Below are 23,240 nucleotides of genomic sequence, written 5' to 3' on the forward strand. Positions count from 1 at the left end.
AACCTCCTAGTGTTAATCCTTACGCCTCAACCAATGGTAATTCTTGGGGTCCATCGGCGATTTCAGCAATATAAAAGGCTGCATCATGGCCGATCTTTTCGCGATAAACTTTACCCACATTTTGCTTGAAATTCTCAACTTCATCTTTAGCAACAATCGCAATTGCACAACCGCCAAAGCCGGCCCCAGTCATCCGGGCACCCAAAACGCCAGGCTGTTGCCAAGCCGTTTCGGCTAACGTATCTAGTTCCTGACCCGTGACTTCATAATCAAAGTGTAGCGACACATGTGAGGCCGTCACTAATTGACCAAAAGTTGTTAAATCATCATCCGCTAACGCTTTCGTCGCCCGAATCGTCCGCTGATTTTCAAAGACCGCGTGACGTGCGCGTTTAATCAGCGTTTCATCATTGATGAGGTAGGCCGCTTCATCGAATTCGGCTTCGTTTAAGTCACCTAAGGACTTGATGTCTAACTTAGTTTGTAACCGCCGTAGTGCTTCTTCACATTCTGACCGCCGCTCATTATATTTGGAATCTGCTAATTCACGCCGTTTATTAGTATTCATAATCACAATGACATGCTCGCCCAACTTTACAGGGGCATAAGAATAAGCCATTGTGTTAGTATCTAGTAAAATTGCTTGATCTTTTTTACCCATGCCAACCGCAAACTGGTCCATAATTCCTGAATTGACGCCAATGTAGTCATTTTCAACCTGCTGTCCCAATTTTACTAATTCCAGTTCACTAACCGACAACTTGAAGGCAGCTTTTAGAATTGTCCCCATCAATAATTCAATTGACGCAGATGAAGATAGACCCGCCCCATCCGGCAAATTACCATGAACGAATAAGTCAAAACCATGATCAAAGGTGACACCCGTTTTGGCAAGCATCGCAAGCATGCCTTTTGGATAGTTAGTCCAACCAGCAGCCTTTTGATAGGCTAAGTCGTTAATATCAAAGCTCACGATTCCTTGATCAGGAATATTTGCAGAGTACATCCGCACGGTAGTGTCTGTGCGAGCAGCATACACGCCGTAGGTTCCAAGACTAATTGCACATGGAAAGACATGCCCACCATTATAATCGGTATGTTCACCAATCAAATTGATTCGACCAGGTGAGAAGAAAACGCGTTCTGGTTGACTGTTATACACAGCTTGGAATTCTTGTTGTAAGTTAGTGATTGCCATAATTGGAACCTCCGTAGTTTGCTTTACTAAAATTTTACTAAACTTAATGTAAGCCTTTTCAGATAGTTTGTCAATTGTCTTTAACTGTTTTCTGGTTATGCCGCGTTTCCGGTTCAAAATGGGCGAAAATCGGTCTATTAGTTCGATAATGTGCTATTATGAATATAATTATTAGGTACAGTAAGGGTCGCATCTTTCGGTGCGGCCCTTATTCTAACTATTTTGTTAATCGTTCATATTGGTAGCTAATGGTCGTCGTGACTGGTTTCCCAGGGCGAAGTATCGTGTCACCAAAATTAGGATGATTAATCGCATCTGGCAAAGTTTGTGCTTCAGTTGCCAATGCATTGTATTGGTGCGCGGTCTGTTGATCAGCATCAAACGGATTGGCCGTGAAAATAATTAGGCCATTCCGATCTGAATACAGTTTTATTTGTCGGTGGCCCTCAGTATCGCCCAATGCCGCAATTGGCTCAGTAGCACTTGGCGTGACTTCGTAGGCATCATCAAACTCCACCCCATCACTTTCAACTTTAAGCTGCTTTAATGATTCCGCCACGGGTTGTGGATAATTAAAATCATATGCAGTATTTTTAACGTCAAGCTTGCGACCAGTCGGGACTTTTTCCGCATCAAATTCTAGATGCTTAGCACTATGAATCTGTAACCAATGATGTGACAAACTAGTCCGGTCATCCGCAACATTCCAATAAACATGGTTGGTCGGATTGAACAAAGTTGCCGCATCCGTATCACCAGAAAAGGCAATTGAAACCCGATCCCGATTATCCAATGTAAACTTAATTTTCACGTCCAAATTGCCTGGATAGTGATCATCAGTCGCATTAATATGGTGCGTCAATGTCACACTGACACTGTCATCAGTTTGCGTAAACTCACCGGCAAAATTCAACGTATTAAAACCGTGGTAGCCACCATGCAAGGAATGTGTCTGCTCATTCATATCAACTTGATACGTTTTTCCATCTATCTTAAATTTGGCAGCACCAATTCGACCCGCAACTCGTCCAATTGATTGGCACAAACAAAAGCCAACACGCTGATAATCGGCCATACTGTCAAGGCCCCAAATTAATGGGCGCTCAACACCATTTTCATTAACAACGAATTCCTGCCAGGTACCACCATAACTCAAAACAGAAATCCGCGTTTGTTGATCATTAATTAGGGTATATCGCATCACATCTTGACCGGCTAATTGATCAAAAATCGATTTTTTTGTTTCCACTTGCTTTGCACCTCCATATTTTATAAACCGTTTTCATTAATCATTATAGCAGAATCGGCCTGACACTTTAGTAAATTTTTTAACTAGACCACTTTGTGTTCTAAACCCTTGCTATTGACAGCTTTTGTTAAAATTGCTAAGCTTTTAGAAAGCGCTTAATATTTAACGCTACCGCGCCAACACTCTAGGAGGATTTCAGTTATGATTTTTGTAAACTCACCATTAATGCAAGATAAGATTATTGACCTGTTAAACAACTATAACGAAGACAACGTAACTTTTGAATTCGTTGACAAACAAGGCATGAAGCTACGTTTTAAGACTAGTTCTGACGATCCTGAAGCTGCCGCTAAACTCGCCAAGTCCGCTATCAAAGCGCAAGACTGGGGCACTGTACTTTTCTTCCAGGCTGCTGCAGAATAGACTAAATGCCACTTTAAAGGGCTGTGATAATTCACGGCTCTTTTTGCGTCCCATCGTTATAATCAACACCAGCGATGAAGTTACATCAGACCAAAAAATCACCTAATACCCTTTGACACAGGATTAGGTGATTACTTGGCCATCAACTCATGGCGGTGGCGCTATTTAAACCTATCATTCGCAAAATCTTAGTCTCTTAAGCTAAAGCTTTACTTTTCAATTCCAAGCTATCTAAAAAATGACCAAAACATTGTTTCAAGAAATGTTCACTGCCATCATCATTCAATTGCCCGAATTCATCGAACTTTGCGCCGGCTTGTGGCAACATGAATTCATTTCCCGGCAACACTTGCGCATCAACACCTGGCGCATCCAAAATTTGCCGTAAATTCATTTGAGCCCTTACCGTCCCTTGGATGCCTAGCGAAGTTCCAACGATCATGACTGGTTTATCCTTGAAGGGATGTTCCGCACAGGATAACCATTCGATGGCACTCTTCAACGCGGCCGGCACCGCATGATCATATTCGGGTACCCCAATCACAACCCCATCGGCAGCCGCAATTTTGGCACCGAGTGCTTTAACATTGGCCGGTTCATTGTCCAAGTCATCTTCATTAAACAAAGGCAACTCGGAAATTTCACAAATATCAAAATTAACTTGGGCGTCAAACAATTCCTTCATCGCATAGAGTAACTTACGATTGTATGACTTTGACGCGTTGGTACCGACAATCGCCACAATGTTCGCCTCGTTATCGCCTGCAGTTGCTTGGCGTTGCGCATTTGCACTCGCCGCCGCACCAGCCACATAGCCGGACGAAATACCCCAAGTATTCATCATACTTGGCATCGAATCATGGCCGTTCGCGCCGCCGATGACTTCACCAGCACCAAAGTAATTCGCAACGGGCGTATTCTTTGAGGTTAATAATTGTAGATCATGACCATCTGCCGCATAACCACCTAAGGTTGTGGCAAAACGGTCCCGTTGCTCAATCACATAATACTTGTCACCAACAAATTGGTGCAGAAACTTTGGATCCCGACCGAATTCACGATCATGACCTTCTGTGACATAACCTTGGTAGTCAGCCACCGTTTTGGCCAATTGCTGCCCATCAATTCCGGCGGCCGCTGCGACCGTCTGTAAATCACCTTTCGCGAAGATTGGCCGTTTGTCAGGGTCAGCAAAGAAGCCTTGAATTTCTTGGGGCGTGAAATCATGGAGAATCAATAAATCGTAAACCTTTTTCCACGTCCGTTCATCCATCAATAAGTAAGCAACCTTGTCATCCTGTTTCAAGATGGCATTCCGAAATGCCGTATAAACGTTAGATTCGTTGACGATTCGTTGACCTTTAGAGTTAACATAAATTGACCCCATGTCCGTCGCTTGTTTCGACGCGTAAGTCGTTAGCTTAGCCACACCTGGTGCGACTTCAACCCCGTGTGGATAGATCTTATACCAGCCGAGATCATGGGTCTGTAAATCGAGCGCATCATTAAAGTTGTAAGCATCACCCGTGGAAGTCATTGGTCCATAATAATCGATACCATCACTTTCCGCACCACGCATTTTTTGATTAGCACCATGGCCCCCAGTTGCCAAAACCACTGAATGTGCCTTGATTTTGACGGTTTGATCATGTTGCTTACCAATAATCCCAATCACTTGTTGTTGGCGATTTAACATTAAGTTTTCAACTCGCGTGTCGAGCAGAATCTTCCCACCTGCAGCGGTAAAAGCCTTAGAGACTTTTTGAATAAACTCAAAACTAGACGCCGATGGCAATTCAATCTGTCGATTAATGGAATGTTCTGGCGTTTGGGTTTGCGCCTTTTGATAATGCAAATTAGCAAATTGACTAATAAAATCAATAGCTGGCCCAATGTGGTCGACCATTAAATCCGTTAAAGCTGGATAGTTCGACTCCAAGCTTTCACGGGCCACATCTTGCGCTAACATTTCTGGCGTATCATGGTTATTATCAAAGATTTGTGCTGCCACATCAGAACCGGTGCCAACCACGTTGGAACCGTTTAAAATAGTTGCACCACCTAAGTAACCATTCTTTTCAACCAAAATCACTTGCTGACCTTCAGCTAAAGCCCGACAGCCAGCAACCAATCCAGCCTCACCACCGCCGATGATTAAGACATCTGTTTGATAATGTTGAATCGCGCTAGCTTTAGCCTTTTTAGGTACTGGTGTGACAGTAATGCCTTCCTTAGCTACCGCTTGATCCGCTGATTTTAGTAAGGCCTGGGTCATTACCGTGGCACCACTGATGGTATCCACGTTAAATGATTGTTCCTCAATAATATTATGTTTTAATTTATCAATGACTTGATTAAAAATACCAGACGTTTCGGAATGCTTCAAAATTTTCAAATCTTCAATTTTGTTATCCTGAATATCTACTTCATAATTAATAATGCCATTGTGGCCCATTGCTTGGCCTTGAATTTGTTGGTTTTTAGTCAATTGAATACACTCCTTCGTGTCGCGGCTGCAAGCCACTGGTGACAAAAATCTGTTGTTGATGATCAATAAAGACGGCTTCCGTTTTTGGATACTGTTCAATTAAAGCAGCGCCAGCTTGGGGTCCTTTAAAGTAACAAACGGTGGCAAGCACTTCGGCCAATTCTGACTGTTCGGTAATAATCGTGACTTGATCCACTTGATTTTGTACTGGAAACCCAGTTTGCGGATCTAAAATATGATGATACATCTGAGTACCGACCTTAAAGTACCGTTCAAAAATACCCGAAGTGACTACCGTCCGTGCTGGCATTTGAACTTGTAAGACTGGAATACCGCGGATTGCTTGGGGTGCCTGTACACCAACTTCCCAGCGGCCATCGGTGGTCAATGGGTTTGGCCCCAGCAACTTGACGTTACCGCCCAAATTAACGATCGCACTAGTCACCCCAGCTTGTTGAAACTGTTGAATCAACTGATCGGCAAAATATCCTTTGGCAATGGCGCCTAAGTCTAGCTGCATCCCGACTTGTTTCAAGTAAACCGTTTGGGTCGGCGCATCTAAGACGACTTGTGAGTAATCCATCAAGCGTAAGCGGCGCTGAATTTCCGCCGACGATGGCACTTGATCACCACCAAAGCCAATCCGCCACAGTTTTACAAGCGGCCCAATGAGGACATTGAAACTGTCACGATGACGTTTGGAATAGTGAAGCGCATCTTGAATCAAGGAAAACGCGGTCGCACTCACTTGCACTGGTCGAATACCCGCCTGCTGATTGATCGCCATCAATTCCGAATCGGATCGATTCATAGAAAACACTTGATCCATCCGCTGCAAATAGTCATAACTCGCTTCAACGAGTGGCTGATTTGGTTCAAACAGGGTTATTGAAATGACGGTGCCCATCATTTGAAACTTAGACACATATTTTTTCTGTGACATCGATGGTCACCACCCTTTCATTAAATTAGTCGAGTTTTAAATCTTGTAATTCTGGTCGTAAGTGATCCAAGGCAATTTGGCCGGGTGCTGATGCCGCGCCAACTGTCGCGAAGGACAAGCAGGAACCAAATACTTCACCAGCAAGCCGGGAAACTTTTCCCAAATCACCCATCGACATCGTAATGACCGGTTGGGCTAATTGCTGACGCGCCGTGTTGGTCGCAGTCAGTAAAGTTAAAACATCGTCAACCGATTGCGGCATCACCGCCATCTTGGCAATGTCGGCGCCAAAGGCCGCCATACTCGTCAAACGGGCAACAATGTCAGCAGCGGCTGGCGTTTTATCGAAATCATGATTACTCATAATGACGACAGCTTTTGCTTGATGCGCCGCGGCAACCAGTTGTTTAACAGCAGTTTCATCGTGATAGCGTTCGACATCCAAGGCATCCGTAAAATGACCAGCTAAGACTGCGTCACAAACTTGGAAGTATGCCGGATCACTCAACACGAGTTCGCCACCCTCACCCTTAGTCCGGAAAGTTGTGAGCAAGGCGATTTCGCCTAGTGCCGCTCGCAATTGTTGGCCGGTAGCTTGCAACGCAGCTGCATCAGTGACGCCGTCAAAGAAATCAATCCGCCATTCAACTAAATCCGGTTGTGCGGCTTTAATTGGTGCCACGGCAGCTAAAATCTCAGCCGTTGTTTTCCCGGTAATTGGGACGGCAATTTTGGGCCGTCCGGTTCCTAAATTAAGATTGCGACATTTAACGACTGTTGGCATGTTCAACGGCCCCTTTCTGTTTGTTTTGACCAAATAATTGATAATACCGAATCGTAATTAAAACAGCTAATACAAAGCCGATTAAGGCAATAATGACATCGAATAAGAAGATATTGGCTAAATTACTAGCCATGGTCCCCGTGACCAATGGAATCGTGAACGACGCAATCGAGCCGGCTGTATAAAAGGCGCCGGTAATCGTCCCTTTACCTTGTGGGAAGAAGGTCGACATCACCGTTAAGCCGAGTTGCATCACGCCACCAGCTGCGGAAAATCCCACAACAAAGGCCATGATTGAACAAACCAAAGCGGTTGGGAACAAGTACATCAATAGTAACGATAAGAACGAAATCAACGTGTAGACACCTAAAAATTGAATTTCTTTAACCGCCCGTTTCGCTAATGCGGCTGTCACTAAGACACAGACAATGGAACCAACACTGTAATAACTAATCAATGCTCGTGAACTGGCATCACCCATGCCGGCCACTTTTGTCCCGTACTGGCTGAGCCATTGGCTAACCAAATAAAATGTGGCTTGGGAAACGTAGCCATAAAGAATAAACAAGGTCCCATCGAACCATAAATTACCTTTTGACTTTGGCGCAACTGCTTTTGGTTCATCTGCTTTAGGGGCTGCTTGGTTAGCAACTGGGAATTTGCCAGCAGCTAGCATGAAAATCAAGTTCGCAACTAAAACGACAATACATAAGATAAATGACCAACCATACCAATAGTTACCCGCAACTAGAAAACTAACTAACAACGGTAAGCCAAATTGGCCAACAGAAATGAATGCTTTAATAATGACATTGGCAGTCCCTTTAGATTGTGGAAACATTTCCATTAAAGCGGGATAAGTGCCAGAATCTAAGAATGAGTTGGCAATTCCCGCCAAAATTCCAAAAATGTAAGCAACCGCAATCGACGGACTTAAGATAATCCCGCCGAAGAAGAGTAGGTAAGTAATTGTCCCAAGTACGACGAACGGCTTACGGCCAAACTTGTCCGACAGCCAACCGGAAACCAATAAGACAATCAACCGGCCAATTCCCAATGACGAAATCACAACCGCCACACCACCAGTATTGGTGTGCCACTGATTTGCCAGTGCATCCATGTTTTGCGCCAAGATAATAACGCCCATCCCATGAATAAAGTAATTTAAATATAAACTAATGGCAGTTGGCATATATTTATTTTTCATTGCTGCCCTCCTATGGCTGTCGCTAATTATTTAGCATCTTCATCAAATAAAATGTGGCGAATATAGTCAACCGGCATGTCTTCACCAGTCCAAAGTTTGAAAGCGGCCGCACCTTGTTCTAGCATCATGCCAAGCCCGTTGAAAACATGTTCCACACCGGCTGCTTTAGCAACTGACATGAGTTTAGTCGTCCGTGGGGCATAAACCGTGTCAAACACAATCAAATCCTTGCGGAACCAAGTTGGATCATCTACCAAGGTTTCATTTTCCAATGGTTTCATCCCAACACCGGTTGAATCCGTATAGATGTATGAATCTTGAATTTCAGCTTTGAAATCGTCACGATCTTCTAAGGCATGGAGTGTTGCATGGCAATTAGTCCGTTCATTAATGAGTTTGACGTTACGTTCAGCATTTTCCCATTCAGCATCGTGTAAGTTAAAGATTGATAAGTCGCTAACACCATCTAAAGCTGCCTGAACCGCAATCGCTGTGCCAGCACCACCGGCACCTGCCAAAGTCATCTTGTGGCCGCGAATATCTAGTCCTTCGTCAGCTAAAGATTTCATGAAGCCAATCCCATCGGTGGTATAACCCGTTAAGACGCCGTCATCATTGACGATCGTGTTCACCGCACCGACCATCTCAGCGGCAGGATCTAATTTATCTAATAGTGGGATGACCTTTTGCTTGTTAGGCATCGAAATATTTGAGCCCCGCATGTCCAAGGTGCGAATCGATTGAATCGCGGCTGGTAATTTATCGTTACCGACTTCAAACGCTAAGTAAGCGTAATTCAACCCTAATTTAGCAAACGCATTGTTATGCATTGTTGGCGACATGGAATGCCGAATCGGATAAGCCATCAAGCCAATTAGTAAAGTATGTCCATCAATTCGTTCTGTCATCATAATCCACTCCTAAAAAGTTATTTTATTTTTGATTTTGTTACTCAATTCACTTGTCATGTTAGCAAATTGGTTTAATATAATAAATAAAGAGTTTTCAATTAATTGATTTAATTATTCTATCAATGGAAGGGGTTACATTAAGATGAACCTACGACACCTAGAATTTTTTAAAGAATTAGCCCGAACGCAGCACATGGCTAAAGCCGCTGAAAACCTTGGTATCTCGCAACCAACACTCAGCTATGCCATTAAAAAGTTAGAAACTGAACTCGGCGTGCCATTGTTCGAAGCGGATGGCCGAAATATCAAATTAACTGAGATTGGCGCGGTCTATTTAAAGTATATTACGGCTAGTTTAAATGATTTATCACAAGGTAACGAACTGGTTCAAGAACTTATGAATCCTGACACTGGTCATGTCAAATTAGGGTTCACTTACACTTTAGGCCAACAATTGGTTCCTGAGCTGATTGCCAACTTCCAAGCAAACGCGACTAACCGGGCCATCACTTTTCAACTGGGTCAGGGCAACTCTGCGGATTTAATCCAAGGTTTAGCCGATGATCGGTATGACCTTGTCATGGCCTCTAATATTGATAAGCTTGGTGACTATGCGACTGAAAACTTGTTTGATTTCATTCCACTAGTGCAACAATCAATTATGGCAGCGGTCTCTAGCCAACATCCGTTAGCCGCTAAACCCAAGCTACATGTCGCAGACTTAGCACCCTATCCCATGATCATGTTCTCACACAATAGTGGGCTACGACCATTGATTGATCAAATTTTAGCACGGGCCAAGGTCACCCCTCAGATTGCCTACGAAGTCGAGGAAGACTACACGATGGCCGGATTTGTGAGCTACAATTTTGGCGTCGCCCTGATGCCCTATTTACCATTGTTAAAACAAAGTAATATCTTATTAAAACCGCTAATTGACCAACCTTTACAGCATCAACTCTACCTGATCGTGAAAAGCAATCATTTCACCACACCGTCCGTCCAGCGGTTTCAAGAATTTAGTCGTAGTTACTGTTGGCAGCATTACACCACTCAGGATCGGTTGATCTAAAATCATAACTATTTGACATGCTTAAAAGGGGCGATGACCTAGGTCATCGCCCCTTTAGTACGCCTAAAACTCGTTCAAACGTGATCGAGTTTACTCGACCGCTTCGCTGTGTGTGCGGGAACACGTGATAAATTTAGCACAATCAAACTGCATAAGACGCCAACCGCCGCAATGCCGACGTCGAACCACATAATATTTTGAATACTCTCAATGGAGATCCAAGCCGTCACAATTGGAATGGTAAACGACGCTAAGCCACTGGCCGTATAATAAATCCCAGTAATTCGACCTTTTGCATGTGGAAAAACGTCACTCATCACAGTCAGCCCAAGCTGCATCACGCCACCTGCAGCGGTACAACCAATGACAAATGAACTAATCAAAGCCGCTGACCAAGTTGGGAGTAACACTAAAACTAACAGTGCCACTAATGATAAAACGGTATCAACTAACATAAACCAGACCGGCTTTAAGACGCGTTCAACTAACAAAGCAGTCACAATGACTCCTAAAATTGACCCCACGCTATATACGCTTACTAATAGCCGCGCATGAACTAAATCTAATTTAATCACGTCACTCCCATATTTGGTCAGCCATTGACTCACTAGGTAAAAAGTCGCCATTGAAATATAGCCAAAAAGTGTTAAAACAACGCCCATGATTAACTGTTTAGACGTTAATTTTACCTTTGAAGTCGCCTGTATCGTTGTCGTTTTAGCTGCCGTTTGCGTGGACAAAGCAGGAAATTGACGCGCTCGCAACAAAATAAAGTTCAAAACCAATAAGACCACGCAACCGATAAAGGACCAGCCGTACCACCAGTTTAGGTGATCTAGGCCAGCGACTAGTAGTGGCAATAATAGCTCACCAATCGAGGCAAATGCCTTAATCATAATATTGGCAGTGGCTTGTCGTTGTGGATAGAGTTCCATCAATGCCGGATAAGTCCCGGAATCTAGGAAAGAATTCGCCATTCCTGCTAAAATTCCGGCACCATAAGCAACCACCATATTTGGTGATAAGACAATCCCCACAAAAAACAAGGTATAGGTCAAAATACCCAATTGCACAAATACTTTACGCCCCAACCGATCCGAAAGTGATCCCGCCAAATACAACACTAATAGGCGGCCAATGCCTAGTGAAGAAATCACCAAAGCAACGCCCGCATCGCTAACTCGCCATTGACGGCTCAAGACCGTCATGTTCTGTGCTAAAATCACGATTGCCATCCCATGCACTAAATAGTTGAGATAAAGGCAAATCGTCGTCTTAATCCGTTCAGTCTGTGTCATTTGAGGATACCTGTGCCTTGTTAGATTTGAATTGAGTAACAAAACACTTTGCTCACCTATTAACTAACTATTTAAACGGAAACGGTTTCATTTGTCAAGCATCACTAAATTTTCCTTTAAAGAAAAATAGCGCCCAGCAATATGCTGGACACTACTTATAATCTGCTAGCTCAAGTCAATATCAAGTGGATTAGTTTTCGGCGCTGCCACTTTTTTCTTTTCTAAACCGTTATTTTTGATCACATCTTGATACCAATAGAATGACTTCTTCCGATAACGGTCAAGCGTGCCATGGCCTTCATCGTCCAAATCAACATAAATGAAGCCATAGCGTTTGCTCATTTCACCAGTTGAAGCACTGACCAAATCAATGCAGCCCCATGGTGTATAACCCATTAAATCAACGCCGTCAGCAATTGCACCCGCCATTGCTTGAATATGTTGCTTTAAGTAATCAATCCGATAATCATCTTCGACATAATAATCTTTATCAGGCTTATCAATCGCGCCTAGACCATTTTCAACGACAAACAATGGTTTCTGATAACGATCATAGAGTTCATTCAAGGCAATTCGTAACCCTGTTGGGTCAATTTGCCAACCCCAGTCGCTAGCTTTCAAGAATGGATTCTTAACGCCACCCATTAAGTTGCCGGCAACCGTGTCGGGATCGGTATCAGTGGTTTCAACCGCCATCGACATGTAGTAACTGAAACCAATATAATCAACCGGATATTGCTTCAATAAGGCTAATTCGCCATCGGTAATTTGCAAGTCTTCAAATTTCAAGTCATATTGTGCCAATAGCCGCTTAGTGTAAGCCGGATATTCCCCACGTACTTGAACATCACCACAGAAATAGTTGAAATCTTGGTTTTGTTGTAAATTAGCTAATTGGTTAACAGGATTCGAATCATAGCTATAGCTCGTTGCGTATAGAATCATGCAACCAACTTGTAAATTCTTCCGTAACTCGTGCGCAATTTTGACTGCTTTAGCACTGGCCACGAATTGATTATGCCAAGCCTGAAAAACATTCTTTTTATCATTAGCGCCAGTTGAAGGCACCATACCTTGGCCCATCACTGGAAAATGAGCCGCACTATTGATTTCGTTAAAAGTCATCCAATACTTAACTTTATCCGCATAACGGGTCAAAACGGTCCGCGCAAAGCGTTCGTAAAATTCGATCAAATAGTGGTTCTTCCAGCCGCCGTACTTTTTGGCTAAGTTAAGTGGCAATTCATAATGTGAAATCGTGATAACAGGTTGAATATCATGTGCTAAACATTCGTCAATCACGTCATCGTAAAATTTCAATCCAGCTTCATTCGGTTCAGTTTCGTCACCATTGGGAAAGACTCGTGACCACGCAATTGAAAAACGGTAACACTTAAAACCCATTTCAGCAAATAACGCAATGTCTTCCTTGTACCGGTGATAAAAATCAATGCCTAAATGATTGGGATACGTATATTTAGCTTCATCAATCGTCCAATCAAAATCTGGTTGTGAAACGATGGCAAAGCGCTCTTTGCCCCCAGGTAACGCATCGGCGATGGAAAGCCCCCGACCACCTTCTTGATAGCCACCTTCGAGTTGGTTAGCGGCAGTCGCGCCGCCCCATAAAAATCCTTCTGGAAATGCTGACATTCTATGACACCCTTTCTTTCTGGCCTATTTCATGGGCATGTTAGCCCTTACATTATCAGTATAAGCAATCTTAGTCGGTAAATTCAACCTTAAATGTAAGCGAATTACTAAACGTTAACTAAAAATCGCAGCTGTAGCAGCCGCGATTATGTTTACCGCTTTAAAACATCTTCAGAACGCAACCATTTACTAATATCATCACGGTGTTGGCGCATATATTTTGAATAAACAATATCCAACTGAATTAAAATTGGAATTTGTGGCGAAACATTTCCCAATTCTTCATCCGCAGAAAAATTGGCAGCAAAAATCGTTTCTTCACAATAATCAATCAGTGGTGAGTCTTCATTCGCCGTAATCAACAAAAATTTCGCACCATTGGCTTTACCTGCTTGAACGGCGGCCAACATATCTGGATCTAGCCCGCGAACCGATGCCACCACGACTAAATCACCCGGTTGCAATGAAATCGCAGACAATCGAAGTGAGTGTTGATCACTAAAAACTTGGATGATTTTCCCAAAGCGAGCAAATTTGAAATCAAAATCATGACCAGCAAAAGAATTAAACCCTAATCCCCAAAACATGATCAACCGCGTCTCAGCAATCAAATCACAAAAATTTTGAACGGCCTGACTACGATAAGCCGCATCACTACGGGTCGCTAATGCATGGTAACTCGCAGTCACTCGGGTTGAAATCAGGCTAGCATCTGTCGTCTGATCACTCAACGACATGCTATATAAAAAATTTAATTCCTTAAAATTATTTAGTCCCAACTTTTTACAAAATCGCGTAATTGAAGGTGGTGATACACAAATTGTTTGTGCTAATTGACTGATACTCCGTGCTGGTTGCTTACTAATAAAATAGTCCGCAATACTTTGCTCAACGGCAGTAAAGGTATTACGCCGCGACTCAATTAACAAAAACAGATCATCTAAATTACGCCCCATAACTTATTCCCTCTTATTGATCTTAAAAGTTTTTATTTCTCCTGGTCGAAATGTTTCACATGAAACTTGGGTCACGGTCCCTAACTCATGTTGCAGATGACCAACTAAATCAGTTTCACTTACAAAAGCCGGCTGGGCTAAATCGAAAAGCGCTTCGCCTGTACAAGCCTGCTTACTAGGATTATAAACCCTAAGTAGCCAGCCCGACGCGTCTCGACTCTCCGTTAAACTGCTGAACACTAAACTTTCAGTTGTGAGCGCAATTAGTGGTTGACTGCTTACTGGTTTAGGCAATGGCTGCATCACAAAATACTTTAACGTCGTCGTAAATAGATTGATCTGCTGATTCTGATAATACGGCTGACTAATCGCATAATGTTGGAAAGCGCGCATCGTGTCCGCTGGATTAAATGTCGTTCCTAGTAACAAAGCAAATTTGAAATGTAGCTTTTGCTGTAACTGGCTGTCTGGCGTGGGAATATATCTAAATTGATTTCCAGAGGCCACCCCTGGCCGTCTAATTAAATCCGGTCGTCCTAAAAAACCGACTGACCGAAAAAGCGTTAATGCAATCTGCTGATAATTTGGGCCGATTAACTGATATTCTTTGATTCCTTTAGCCATCACGGTCCAGCTGGACGTTTGATCGTGACTGTTCACATAATGTAGCATCGGATAGATGGCCGTTGGTTCTTCTTTCCAACCAAGCTGCTGCCAATCATGCAGATGCGGATCTTCGACACCACGACTCAGATAGCCAAAACTCGTATCAGCATACGACTGCTGGGCCTTAATCTTTGAATTTAAGACTGCTCGTAACCGATGATCCCGTGCTTGATTATCAATTACTAGATGAATCTGTAAAGGGTCGTCAGCCGTCAAACGTAATTCCAATTCATACGTTTCCGTAACAGTGGCTTGTTGGCGGGCACGTTCAGCCAAATCTGCAGGTAACTGCCAGTGACCAATCAACCGCATGGCTTGTCCCGTCTGACCAATCTGACACTGTACTCGTGCATCTTCAAATGCTAACTTCAATAACTGATCCTGATACGCAGGCGAATAATCATAAGTATCTCCTTCATCGCCACCATCTTCAAACCACAAAAAATCAGAATACGTCTGTTGCTGTTGCTTGTCGGTTAAGACTAACCGGCCATCGGTAAAGGTCACTTTTAACTGCTGATTTTCGATTTGACCAGCGGTAGTATAAGCGATTGGTGCAACCTCGGTCGAGACTGGTTTAACGTCTAATCGACACCATTGCAACGCTGGTAAACTTAGTCTAGCCTGACACTTAAACTTGTAATAGTAGTCTTCAGCAGCATATTGTGAGTCATCTCGCTGAATCTGACCATCATACTGCCGTTCGACAGCTAAAACATCAACTGGCACCGCCTGCCCCTGTGACTTAATCTCAAAATTAGGTGACTTTAAAGACAAATTAAACGTCACCGTTTTCTCAATCGGAAATGGCAGGGTATTAAAGAAAGTTAACTCGTTACGCTGCAATTCTGGCTGTGACTCAGCTAACTTACGCGTTAAATAATCGACGGTCGAATAGGATAACTGATCTGCTTCACGTAGTCGTTCTAAAATAATCTGATTCGTCGCATCACTGTTACAACCGCCGGCACTATCATGGGCCTGATTACGCACAACGAGCTTCCAGATCTTATTTAACAGGGACTTTTTGTATGGCACACCTGCTTGGTCAGCCATCACCATCAATGGTTCCAGTTGATAGATTAAGCGTCGTTCTAATTTGTCATTTAAATATTTTTGATCATAACGAGAAGAATAAATAGAACGGTGAATCTTAGAAACTGATGGACTAATAAACTCCCCCGTCACATGATCCAATTCGTCCTGGTGCGCGTTAAGTGCCTTAAATAACGCTGGGTAGTTACTTTCAACCAACTGTTGATCCGTTTGTTTTAACGCTTGATTATAAAAGGCAATCCGAGCCTTCAAGTTATGATCGACATAACGCTGATCACCACCGACTGGCAAGGCAATCGCTGTCAGACTCGTCCCGGCGACAATTGTTTTCATTAAATGCTCCGGCTGATCGTCATCAATTAGACCAACCCCAACAAAATAGCCGTCCTTAATATTTAAAGCCGTCACCTGAGACCCATCCTCTGAGTCCCAAACGAACTCTCGATTTTTAGTCTTATCGGCAGACAGTCCCCGCCAAAAAACCGCATCTTTAATCCCCATGCCATTATAAATTTTTGGCATATCAGCGCCCTGACCGAAAGAATCTGGCAAATAGCCAATCGACTGAGTACCGCCTAATTCAGCAGCCATCGTCATCCCTAAATCCAAGTTACGGATAATCGATTCACCCGTGATAATGAGTTCATCCGTTTGCGTATACCAAGGACCAATAAATAAGCGGCCATTGAGCACCCATTTAGTTAATTCCTGACGTTTTTCGGGGTAGGCATCCAGATAATCATCTAAAATACTCATCTGTCCATCTAATAAGTAGTAATCAACTGTTTGTGCTTGTAACGCCTGAAAGACTTCATCCATATGATACACAAACTGAATCAACGCTTCATTGCGCGTAAAGTACCACTCAAAATCCCAATGAGTATGTTGAATGACGTGTACTTGCTTCATTTTTTTAGTCCTCCTTAAGACAAAACGGGGAAGCCGCTGCTTCCCCGTTTGCTGCTGACCTTAAATTTCTTCAATTGCTTTCGCTAACACGTCGCGATCATCGTTTTCGATCACCGTGCGGCTAAAATCTTCATCCATCAGTTTCCGCGCAATCTTGCTGAGTAATTTCAAATGTTTGGTCGCGCCATCCTTAGGAATTGTTAGGAAAAAGCCTAATTTGATCGGCTGTTTATCCAATGCTTGCCACTCAATGCCATGGTTAAATTTCACTAGAAAGAGCCCGGGTTTAATGACACTAGCATCATTACTGTGAGGAATCGCAATCCCGTTTTTAAAACCGGTGGTCGCCTCAATTTCACGATCTTTGAGCCCTTGGCAATACTGATCCGCACTTGTCACATAGCCACATTCGGCGACAAACTTAGCCACATTGGCAAAAGCTTCCACTTGCGTCTGACTATCATGATCATAATAAATATGGGTGTTATCGAAAATAGCTTTTTCCATCTTAAAATTCTCCTTTAATCATTTCCCAGCTCTGCTTGTTCGGCTGCTTCGATCACGCGATCTGTTCGTGTGAACCCGATGATTAGTGCAGTAACCGCAATCCCCGCACTGACACAGGCAATCCAAGTGACAAATGGAATTGGTTGCTCGATATACCCAATAAAGGTCCCTAGTGGTGAGCCAATCCCGCCATAGAATTTACAACCCGTTGCGGCAACTAAACCACCAGCGGTTGCAGAACCAACCACGTTCGCAATAATCATCCGAATTGGATCTGCTGCTACGAATGGGATGGCTCCTTCAGTGACACCAACTAATCCCATCCCTAGCGCGGCACTGGCAGCGGTTTTTTCATCCTTCGAGAATTTCCGTTTCCAAATAACTGAAGCCAGCCAAACACCTAATGGCGCAACTGAGATTGCTGCTTGTGCAGCCGTCCCAGGTACAAAGTTCGCGTGCGTGGGTCCGTATTTTCTCATCGTGTCAGTAAAGACTGCTGTCCCGAAGATCAAGGCCGTCTTGTTGACTGGGCCACCCAGGTCAAACCCAATCATGGCACCGATTACAGCGCCTAAAATGATTGGGGCACTGGCTGAGTTTGCATTAATCCAATTCAGACCAGAATATAAGCCATCCATTCCGGCCGCAATCGGCTGACCAATGACATAGAAAACGACCAGCGATATAAATAGAGTGGCGATGAATGGGATAATCATAATTGGCACAATTGGTTGTAAGATTTTTGGCCATTTGATTTTTTTAAGTAATTTAACAAAGTAACCAACAATGAAAGCCACTAAAATTGCTGAAATAAAGCCACCGCCAGCCTTAGCGTGTAATAACTCTTGATCGTTAGCAATGTATGCCCCAATCATGGCCGGTGCAATCGCTGGTTTATCGGCAATTGAATTAGCCACAAACCCGGCAAATAATGGAATCATTAACTTGAAACCCACTTGACCAACTTGGAATAAGTTGGACATCAACATTCCCATCGGCGTTTTAGTATCAAAGCCCCATTTAACGATCCGACCTAAATCATCTTTTTGAAAAGCATATAAGTTTGCGATGGTTAAAATCAATCCAGCCGCGATGACCATTGGAATCATGTATGAAATCCCGCTCATCACATGTGTGAAGAAGTTGACCTTCTCTTTGTTGCTACCAATTTGAATCTTGCCGACCTTACCACCTTTTTTACCGAAGACCGTGGCCTCGGCTTCAGCTTTTTCTAACACCGCCGTACCATCATTAATCGCTGCATTGGAGTCGGTCGTATATAGTCGCTTACCCGTGAAGCGAATCGGATCAATCTTGATATCCGCCGCAATCACCACTAAGTCAGCGTTTTCAATATCTTCCGCTGTTAAGATATTTTCTGCCCCAATCGCCCCATCAGTTTCAACTTTAACTTCATACCCTTTCGCTTTGGCAGCCTTTTCAATTGCTTCCGCAGCCATGTAAGTATGGGCAATACCAGCCGCACACGCCGTCACCGCGATAATTTTTTTTGTCATTTATTACGCCTCCTCATATCTTTTTTACAATTTTGAGTTTATAGCATAACGGCAACATGGTAAACGGTTTCAGTAAGAACTGATTCAGTTTTCAGACCCTTTCAGATTATTGAAATAATTTACAGTCAACTCCCGATAATCGTTGGTTGCCAAGTAGTATATACTAAACGATACGCTGAAAACAGGCACTTATGTTCCATCGAACAAGACGTGTTAAACTTGATTAATACTATTATTTTTCGAAGGGATTATTAACATGACTTATAAAACACTACTATTTGACGTCGATAATACGTTAATCGATTCAGCGACGATTGCTTCTAATGTTCTACATAAAATCACGGCCAACTATGGCTTTGATGTTCCGGCCGCAACCGTTCGCAGCTTAGTTGGTATTCCTACTGACAAGATTTTGCAGCGCCTTAATTTAAATCACGTCCAGGAGATCACGGCTGATTTCACCCAAGCAATTGGCCAGCATAAGGACGAATTACAATTTTTTGATGGTATCCGCGAGACTTGGAATCAGCTAAAGGCGACCGGTGTTCAAATTGGTATCGTCACTTCAAGAACCGCTGCCGAGGTAACTAGTGATCTCGGCAATTTCCCAGAAATCACTAGTGCGCCAATCATTGTGACCGCCGATCAAACAACCGAGCACAAACCAAGTGGTGCACCATTAGAATATGCGATCCAACAACATCACTTAGTCAAAGCTGAAACGATGTATGTTGGCGATACCATTTACGATTTACAATCCGCTTTAAGCGCTGGTATCGATTTCGCCAGTGCCAGTTGGGGAGCTCTGCCGACCACTGACTTTTCAAAAGCGACATATCAACCGCAAGAACCAGGGGATTTGTTGAAGCTGGTAACAGCCTAAGTCCAAATAAAAAAACATGCCTCTAAAATTCAGACAATTTAAGTCGAATTTTAGAGGCATGTTTGATTATCTTTCAACATAGAAGCTTTAAGTCAGTTCAAATTAATTGAGCTCAACTTAATTCTGCTGAAATTTTTCAAGATACTTCTTAACAATGTTTTCAGTTGAAAAGCCATATTCTTTCATCATAATGTTAGCATCACCACTAGCACCGAAATGATTAATACCAATATTAATCCCATCTAACCCAGTATATTGATTCCAGGCCTGTGTGGAACCCATTTCGATTGATACACGATTTCTAACACTGTCTGGCAAGACACTATCTCGATATTCTTCGGATTGCTGTGCAAACAATTCAAAGCATGGCATTGAGACAACTGACACATCAACATTATGTTTACGTAGTTCTGTTTGTGCTGAAAGGGCGAGTGTTACCTCAGAACCAGCTGCCATCAAAATGCCATCAGGAACTGCATTCTGACTAGTAGATAATGTATAGCCCCCCTTATGAACACCAGCCGCAACTACAGCTTTATACTCATTCAACGTGGGTAAATTCTGCCGTGAGAGCGCAAATGTTGCAGGATGAGTCGTCTGATTTAACACATATTTCCAGGCCGCAATTGTCTCTAGCGCATCACCAGGACGAAATACTAGCATTCCTGGCATCGCGCGTAACCCATCTAATTGCTCAATTGGCTGATGAGTCGGTCCATCTTGACCTAGTGCAATGGAGTCATGGCTGAACAAGAATAGACTTGGAATCTGTTGTAAGGCCGCCATGCGCATTGAATTACGCATATAATCTGAAAAAACGAAGAATGTACTGCCAAATGTTCGCGAGCCACCATACAATGTGATACCGTTAACTGCTGCACCCTGTGCAAACTCGCGCACACCGTAAAAGATATTACGGTTTTGTGGCGTTTTATCACTGTAACCAGCATCATTTTCAAAATACGTCTTATTAGAACTCGACAAGTCTGCCGAACCACCCCAAAACTCGATTTCACTGTCCTTAGTGGTTTGCAATAACTTATGCATCGTCACTCTAGTGGCTTCACTATTTGTTACATCGATTGCCAAATCCTGGTCTGTAACCTTAGCATCATGATGGAAATTATCTAATAGTTTCTTCGCTAACTTTGGATAGTTCTTCGTATAGGCTTTCAACGTATCCAGCCACTGGTTCTCTTGTTCAATACCATTATTACTAATAGATTTAAATGTCTCATAAATTTCTGAAGGGATAATAAATGGTGCATCAGGCCAACCTAGAACCGCTTTGGTTTGTTTAACCTCATCAACAGTTAGTGGATTACCATGAACACTATTTTGATTAGCATGTGGTGAAGCATAACCAAGAGTGGTCTTCACTTCGATTAACGTTGGCCGATTTGATTCGTCATCAGCAACTTGCAGGGCTCCATCTAACTTTTCAAGATCGTTACCATCATTCACCCGTAAATAATTCCAACCGTATGCTTCAAATCGTTCACCAGCATTGTCACTTAATTCCTTATCAGCACTAGAATCAAGCGTTACACCATTGGAATCGTACAGTACAACTAGGTTATTTAACTTTAAATGACCCGCCAAACTAGCCGTTTCGTGGCTGATACCTTCCATCAAATCGCCATCACTAACAATCGCATAGACCTTATTGTCAATAACAGGAAAACTCTTCCGATTGTACAAAGCAGCCAAATGTTTTTCGGCCATTGCCATACCAACAGCCATACCTAGGCCTTGTCCAAGTGGACCGGTTGACGCATCAACACCAGGGGTACCAATCTCAGGATGACCAGGAGTTATACTCCCCAATGTCCGAAATTTTTTTAAATCTGCCATTGAAATGTCATAACCCGCTAAGTGTAAAGTTGCATAGAGCATTGAAGAACCATGTCCAGGTGAAAGAATAAACCGATCACGGTTAAACCAAGTTGGATTCTTAGGATTAATTTTCAAATGCTTTTTAAACAACAAATACATCATTGGCGCGGCATCTAATGGAAAACCTGGATGCCCAGAGTTAGCATGCTGAATCATATCAATACTAAGTGCACGAATCGCATTTACAGCAGCTTGATCTTTATCATTAAAACTCATCATCAACACTTTCTCCCTTCAAACTTATTTTGTCGTCGTGGCAGCTTTGTGATTTGACCGACGACCAACAAAAACAGAGGCTAAAATAAATAGTACAAAAGCAATAAGAATACCAGCTGTGATTGCAGCAACACCACCAGCATGACCAAGCCAACCAACGTATGATCCAACAATCCCAAAGTCTGAGTCTGAGAACATTGCGTTACCTAAGCCAACTTTACCAAGCACTGGAATTAAAGCTAATGGCAAAAAGCTAATAAAGATACCTTGCACAAATGAACCAATAATAGCACCACGACGACCGCCAACAGCGTTACCAATGACCCCAGAGGTTGCACCACACATAAAGTGAGCAACGACCCCAGGAATAACAATCACAGTATGCAATCCAATCATTGCAAACATACTCAAGACACCGCCGACAAAACTTGAGAAGAAACCAACAATTACAGCATTAGGTGCGTATGGGAAGATAATTGGACAATCCAACGCAGGAACAGCATTTGGTACTAAGCTTTCTGAAATACCTTTAAATGCAGGAATAATTTCGTTAAGAATTAACCGAACACCTGCCAAAATGACATAAACACCAGCAGCAAAAGTACCCGCTTGGATAATTGCAAAGACAATATAATTAACATCGCCACTCATCTTACCAACATAAGCTGGACCAGCAAAAATTGCTAAAATAACATAAATGACAACCATCGTTAGCGTAATTGAAACTGTCGAATCACGTAAGAAAGAGACACTCTTTGGAATGTTTAAATCTTCAGTAGATTTGGATTTGTCCCCAAAAGTTTTGGCAACAACACCAGAGATAAAGTACCCAAAGTCACCGGTGTGAGCCAAAGCAACACTGTTCGTCTTAGTTACTTCACGCATGAACGGCTGAAGCAATGCTGGCATCAATGTATCAGCCACACCTAAGATTAACCCGCCAAGTAAAATTAATGGCCAAGTAGAGAACCCAGCAACAGACATAATAACAGCTAACATTGCTGACATGTATAACATGACATGTCCTGACAAATAAATGTACTTAAAGTTAGTAAAGCGAGCTAATAAAACGTTTACAATCATACTTACCAACATAATCAAAGCAGTGGAACTACCATAAGTAACTAAAACTTCAGCAACCACCGCTTCATTATTCGGAATAACTCCTTGGACATTGAACGCATGGATAAACATCTTACCCATTGGTGCCAAGGAACCGGAAACAATCCCCGCACCACCGGAAAGTACTAGAAAACCAATAAAAGTTTTAATACCACCAGTCATAACATCAGAAAAATTTTTCTTTTGTAAGACCAGACCTAAAACCGCAATTAGTGCAACCAGAATTGCTGGCGTACGAACAATACTAATAATTAAATCAAGTGTAGCACCCATTTTAAATCCCCCC

The 23,240-nt window shown here is 42.9% G+C and carries 18 protein-coding genes; 3 read left to right on the plus strand and 15 right to left on the minus strand.

The features are described 5' to 3' along the window. Window positions 1-19: 19 nt before the first annotated feature. A complete protein-coding gene (locus FFM74_RS08305; protein ID WP_137626165.1) occupies window positions 20-1,198 on the minus strand; it encodes a galactokinase in 1,179 nt (392 codons plus the stop codon). A 217-nt stretch (window positions 1,199-1,415) separates the two neighbouring features. Next, on the minus strand, window positions 1,416-2,447 hold the full coding sequence (locus FFM74_RS08310; RefSeq protein WP_223877200.1) for an aldose epimerase family protein: 1,032 nt from the start codon (window positions 2,445-2,447) through the stop codon (window positions 1,416-1,418). 201 nt (window positions 2,448-2,648) lie between these two features. Here FFM74_RS08310 and FFM74_RS08315 point away from each other — a divergent pair, with 201 nt between their 5' ends. After that, a complete protein-coding gene (locus tag FFM74_RS08315; RefSeq protein WP_137626166.1) occupies window positions 2,649-2,870 on the plus strand; it encodes a hypothetical protein in 222 nt (73 codons plus the stop codon). Window positions 2,871-3,066: 196 nt separating this feature from the next. On the opposite strand, the gene FFM74_RS08320 is transcribed toward FFM74_RS08315, so the two are convergent. Genes FFM74_RS08320 through FFM74_RS08340 form a run of 5 tightly spaced genes read right to left on the minus strand, consistent with a single transcriptional unit; the run spans window position 3,067 to window position 9,200 of the window. After that, window positions 3,067-5,325: an FAD-dependent oxidoreductase gene (locus FFM74_RS08320; RefSeq protein ID WP_137626191.1), complete on the minus strand. Its 2,259-nt coding sequence runs from the start codon at window positions 5,323-5,325 to the stop codon at window positions 3,067-3,069. Window positions 5,326-5,350: 25 nt separating this feature from the next. Further along, complete coding sequence (locus FFM74_RS08325; RefSeq protein ID WP_137626167.1) at window positions 5,351-6,301, minus strand: FAD:protein FMN transferase; 951 nt, start codon at window positions 6,299-6,301, stop codon at window positions 5,351-5,353. Window positions 6,302-6,326: 25 nt separating this feature from the next. Continuing rightward, window positions 6,327-7,085 carry a type I 3-dehydroquinate dehydratase gene (gene aroD, locus FFM74_RS08330; RefSeq protein WP_137626168.1) on the minus strand — a complete coding sequence of 253 codons (759 nt, stop codon included), beginning with the start codon at window positions 7,083-7,085 and terminating at the stop codon, window positions 6,327-6,329. Then, a complete protein-coding gene (locus FFM74_RS08335; protein WP_137626169.1) occupies window positions 7,069-8,292 on the minus strand; it encodes an MFS transporter in 1,224 nt (407 codons plus the stop codon). The genes aroD and FFM74_RS08335 overlap by 17 nt, the downstream gene beginning before the upstream one ends. A gap of 26 nt (window positions 8,293-8,318) precedes the next feature. Beyond that, a complete protein-coding gene (locus FFM74_RS08340) occupies window positions 8,319-9,200 on the minus strand; it encodes a shikimate dehydrogenase (RefSeq protein WP_137626170.1) in 882 nt (293 codons plus the stop codon). Window positions 9,201-9,345: 145 nt separating this feature from the next. Here FFM74_RS08340 and FFM74_RS08345 point away from each other — a divergent pair, with 145 nt between their 5' ends. Next, window positions 9,346-10,275 carry a LysR family transcriptional regulator gene (locus FFM74_RS08345; RefSeq protein ID WP_137626171.1) on the plus strand — a complete coding sequence of 310 codons (930 nt, stop codon included), beginning with the start codon at window positions 9,346-9,348 and terminating at the stop codon, window positions 10,273-10,275. Between the two features lie 74 nt (window positions 10,276-10,349). Here FFM74_RS08345 and FFM74_RS08350 read toward each other — a convergent pair whose 3' ends face one another. The 6 genes from FFM74_RS08350 to FFM74_RS08375 all read right to left on the minus strand — a co-directional run bounded on the left by FFM74_RS08350 (window position 10,350) and on the right by FFM74_RS08375 (window position 18,837). Beyond that, window positions 10,350-11,573 (minus strand): MFS transporter, encoded by a 1,224-nt coding sequence (locus FFM74_RS08350; RefSeq protein ID WP_137626172.1) that lies wholly within the window; start codon window positions 11,571-11,573, stop codon window positions 10,350-10,352. A gap of 165 nt (window positions 11,574-11,738) precedes the next feature. Continuing rightward, window positions 11,739-13,226 carry a glycoside hydrolase family 1 protein gene (locus tag FFM74_RS08355; protein WP_137626173.1) on the minus strand — a complete coding sequence of 496 codons (1,488 nt, stop codon included), beginning with the start codon at window positions 13,224-13,226 and terminating at the stop codon, window positions 11,739-11,741. A gap of 152 nt (window positions 13,227-13,378) precedes the next feature. Beyond that, window positions 13,379-14,182: a MurR/RpiR family transcriptional regulator gene (locus tag FFM74_RS08360; RefSeq protein WP_137626174.1), complete on the minus strand. Its 804-nt coding sequence runs from the start codon at window positions 14,180-14,182 to the stop codon at window positions 13,379-13,381. A 3-nt stretch (window positions 14,183-14,185) separates the two neighbouring features. Then, window positions 14,186-16,813, minus strand: a complete 2,628-nt coding sequence (locus FFM74_RS08365) for a glycoside hydrolase family 38 N-terminal domain-containing protein (protein ID WP_137626175.1) — start codon at window positions 16,811-16,813, stop codon at window positions 14,186-14,188. A gap of 60 nt (window positions 16,814-16,873) precedes the next feature. Continuing rightward, window positions 16,874-17,320: a PTS sugar transporter subunit IIA gene (locus tag FFM74_RS08370; RefSeq protein WP_137626176.1), complete on the minus strand. Its 447-nt coding sequence runs from the start codon at window positions 17,318-17,320 to the stop codon at window positions 16,874-16,876. A gap of 14 nt (window positions 17,321-17,334) precedes the next feature. Beyond that, window positions 17,335-18,837, minus strand: coding sequence for a PTS fructose transporter subunit IIC (locus tag FFM74_RS08375; protein ID WP_137626177.1), 1,503 nt, complete (start codon window positions 18,835-18,837; stop codon window positions 17,335-17,337). A 256-nt stretch (window positions 18,838-19,093) separates the two neighbouring features. Between FFM74_RS08375 and FFM74_RS08380 the strand changes: the two genes are divergently transcribed. Next, complete coding sequence (locus tag FFM74_RS08380) at window positions 19,094-19,720, plus strand: HAD family hydrolase (protein WP_137626178.1); 627 nt, start codon at window positions 19,094-19,096, stop codon at window positions 19,718-19,720. Window positions 19,721-19,837: 117 nt separating this feature from the next. Here FFM74_RS08380 and tkt read toward each other — a convergent pair whose 3' ends face one another. Together tkt and FFM74_RS08390 are read right to left on the minus strand one after the other, a co-directional pair. Continuing rightward, window positions 19,838-21,832: a transketolase gene (gene tkt / locus FFM74_RS08385; protein ID WP_137626192.1), complete on the minus strand. Its 1,995-nt coding sequence runs from the start codon at window positions 21,830-21,832 to the stop codon at window positions 19,838-19,840. A gap of 24 nt (window positions 21,833-21,856) precedes the next feature. Then, complete coding sequence (locus FFM74_RS08390; RefSeq protein ID WP_137626179.1) at window positions 21,857-23,227, minus strand: PTS ascorbate transporter subunit IIC; 1,371 nt, start codon at window positions 23,225-23,227, stop codon at window positions 21,857-21,859. Between the last annotated feature and the right edge of the window lie 13 nt (window positions 23,228-23,240).

The sequence above is a fragment of the Lactiplantibacillus pingfangensis genome (assembly GCF_005404945.1).
Lineage (GTDB): Bacteria > Bacillota > Bacilli > Lactobacillales > Lactobacillaceae > Lactiplantibacillus > Lactiplantibacillus pingfangensis.

Excerpts from the sequence above, each read along its gene's own strand:
- FFM74_RS08305 (WP_137626165.1), bottom strand. The coding sequence starts at position 1,198 with ATGGCAATCACTAACTTACAACAAGAATTCCAAGCTGTGTATAACAGT.
- FFM74_RS08315 (WP_137626166.1), top strand. The coding sequence starts at position 2,649 with ATGATTTTTGTAAACTCACCATTAATGCAAGATAAGATTATTGACCTG.
- FFM74_RS08320 (WP_137626191.1), bottom strand. The coding sequence starts at position 5,325 with ATGGGCCACAATGGCATTATTAATTATGAAGTAGATATTCAGGATAAC.
- FFM74_RS08325 (WP_137626167.1), bottom strand. The coding sequence starts at position 6,301 with ATGTCACAGAAAAAATATGTGTCTAAGTTTCAAATGATGGGCACCGTC.
- aroD (WP_137626168.1), bottom strand. The coding sequence starts at position 7,085 with ATGCCAACAGTCGTTAAATGTCGCAATCTTAATTTAGGAACCGGACGG.
- FFM74_RS08335 (WP_137626169.1), bottom strand. The coding sequence starts at position 8,292 with ATGAAAAATAAATATATGCCAACTGCCATTAGTTTATATTTAAATTAC.
- FFM74_RS08340 (WP_137626170.1), bottom strand. The coding sequence starts at position 9,200 with ATGACAGAACGAATTGATGGACATACTTTACTAATTGGCTTGATGGCT.
- FFM74_RS08345 (WP_137626171.1), top strand. The coding sequence starts at position 9,346 with ATGAACCTACGACACCTAGAATTTTTTAAAGAATTAGCCCGAACGCAG.
- FFM74_RS08350 (WP_137626172.1), bottom strand. The coding sequence starts at position 11,573 with ATGACACAGACTGAACGGATTAAGACGACGATTTGCCTTTATCTCAAC.
- FFM74_RS08355 (WP_137626173.1), bottom strand. The coding sequence starts at position 13,226 with ATGTCAGCATTTCCAGAAGGATTTTTATGGGGCGGCGCGACTGCCGCT.
- FFM74_RS08360 (WP_137626174.1), bottom strand. The coding sequence starts at position 14,182 with ATGGGGCGTAATTTAGATGATCTGTTTTTGTTAATTGAGTCGCGGCGT.
- FFM74_RS08365 (WP_137626175.1), bottom strand. The coding sequence starts at position 16,813 with ATGAAGCAAGTACACGTCATTCAACATACTCATTGGGATTTTGAGTGG.
- FFM74_RS08370 (WP_137626176.1), bottom strand. The coding sequence starts at position 17,320 with ATGGAAAAAGCTATTTTCGATAACACCCATATTTATTATGATCATGAT.
- FFM74_RS08375 (WP_137626177.1), bottom strand. The coding sequence starts at position 18,837 with ATGACAAAAAAAATTATCGCGGTGACGGCGTGTGCGGCTGGTATTGCC.
- FFM74_RS08380 (WP_137626178.1), top strand. The coding sequence starts at position 19,094 with ATGACTTATAAAACACTACTATTTGACGTCGATAATACGTTAATCGAT.
- tkt (WP_137626192.1), bottom strand. The coding sequence starts at position 21,832 with ATGAGTTTTAATGATAAAGATCAAGCTGCTGTAAATGCGATTCGTGCA.
- FFM74_RS08390 (WP_137626179.1), bottom strand. The coding sequence starts at position 23,227 with ATGGGTGCTACACTTGATTTAATTATTAGTATTGTTCGTACGCCAGCA.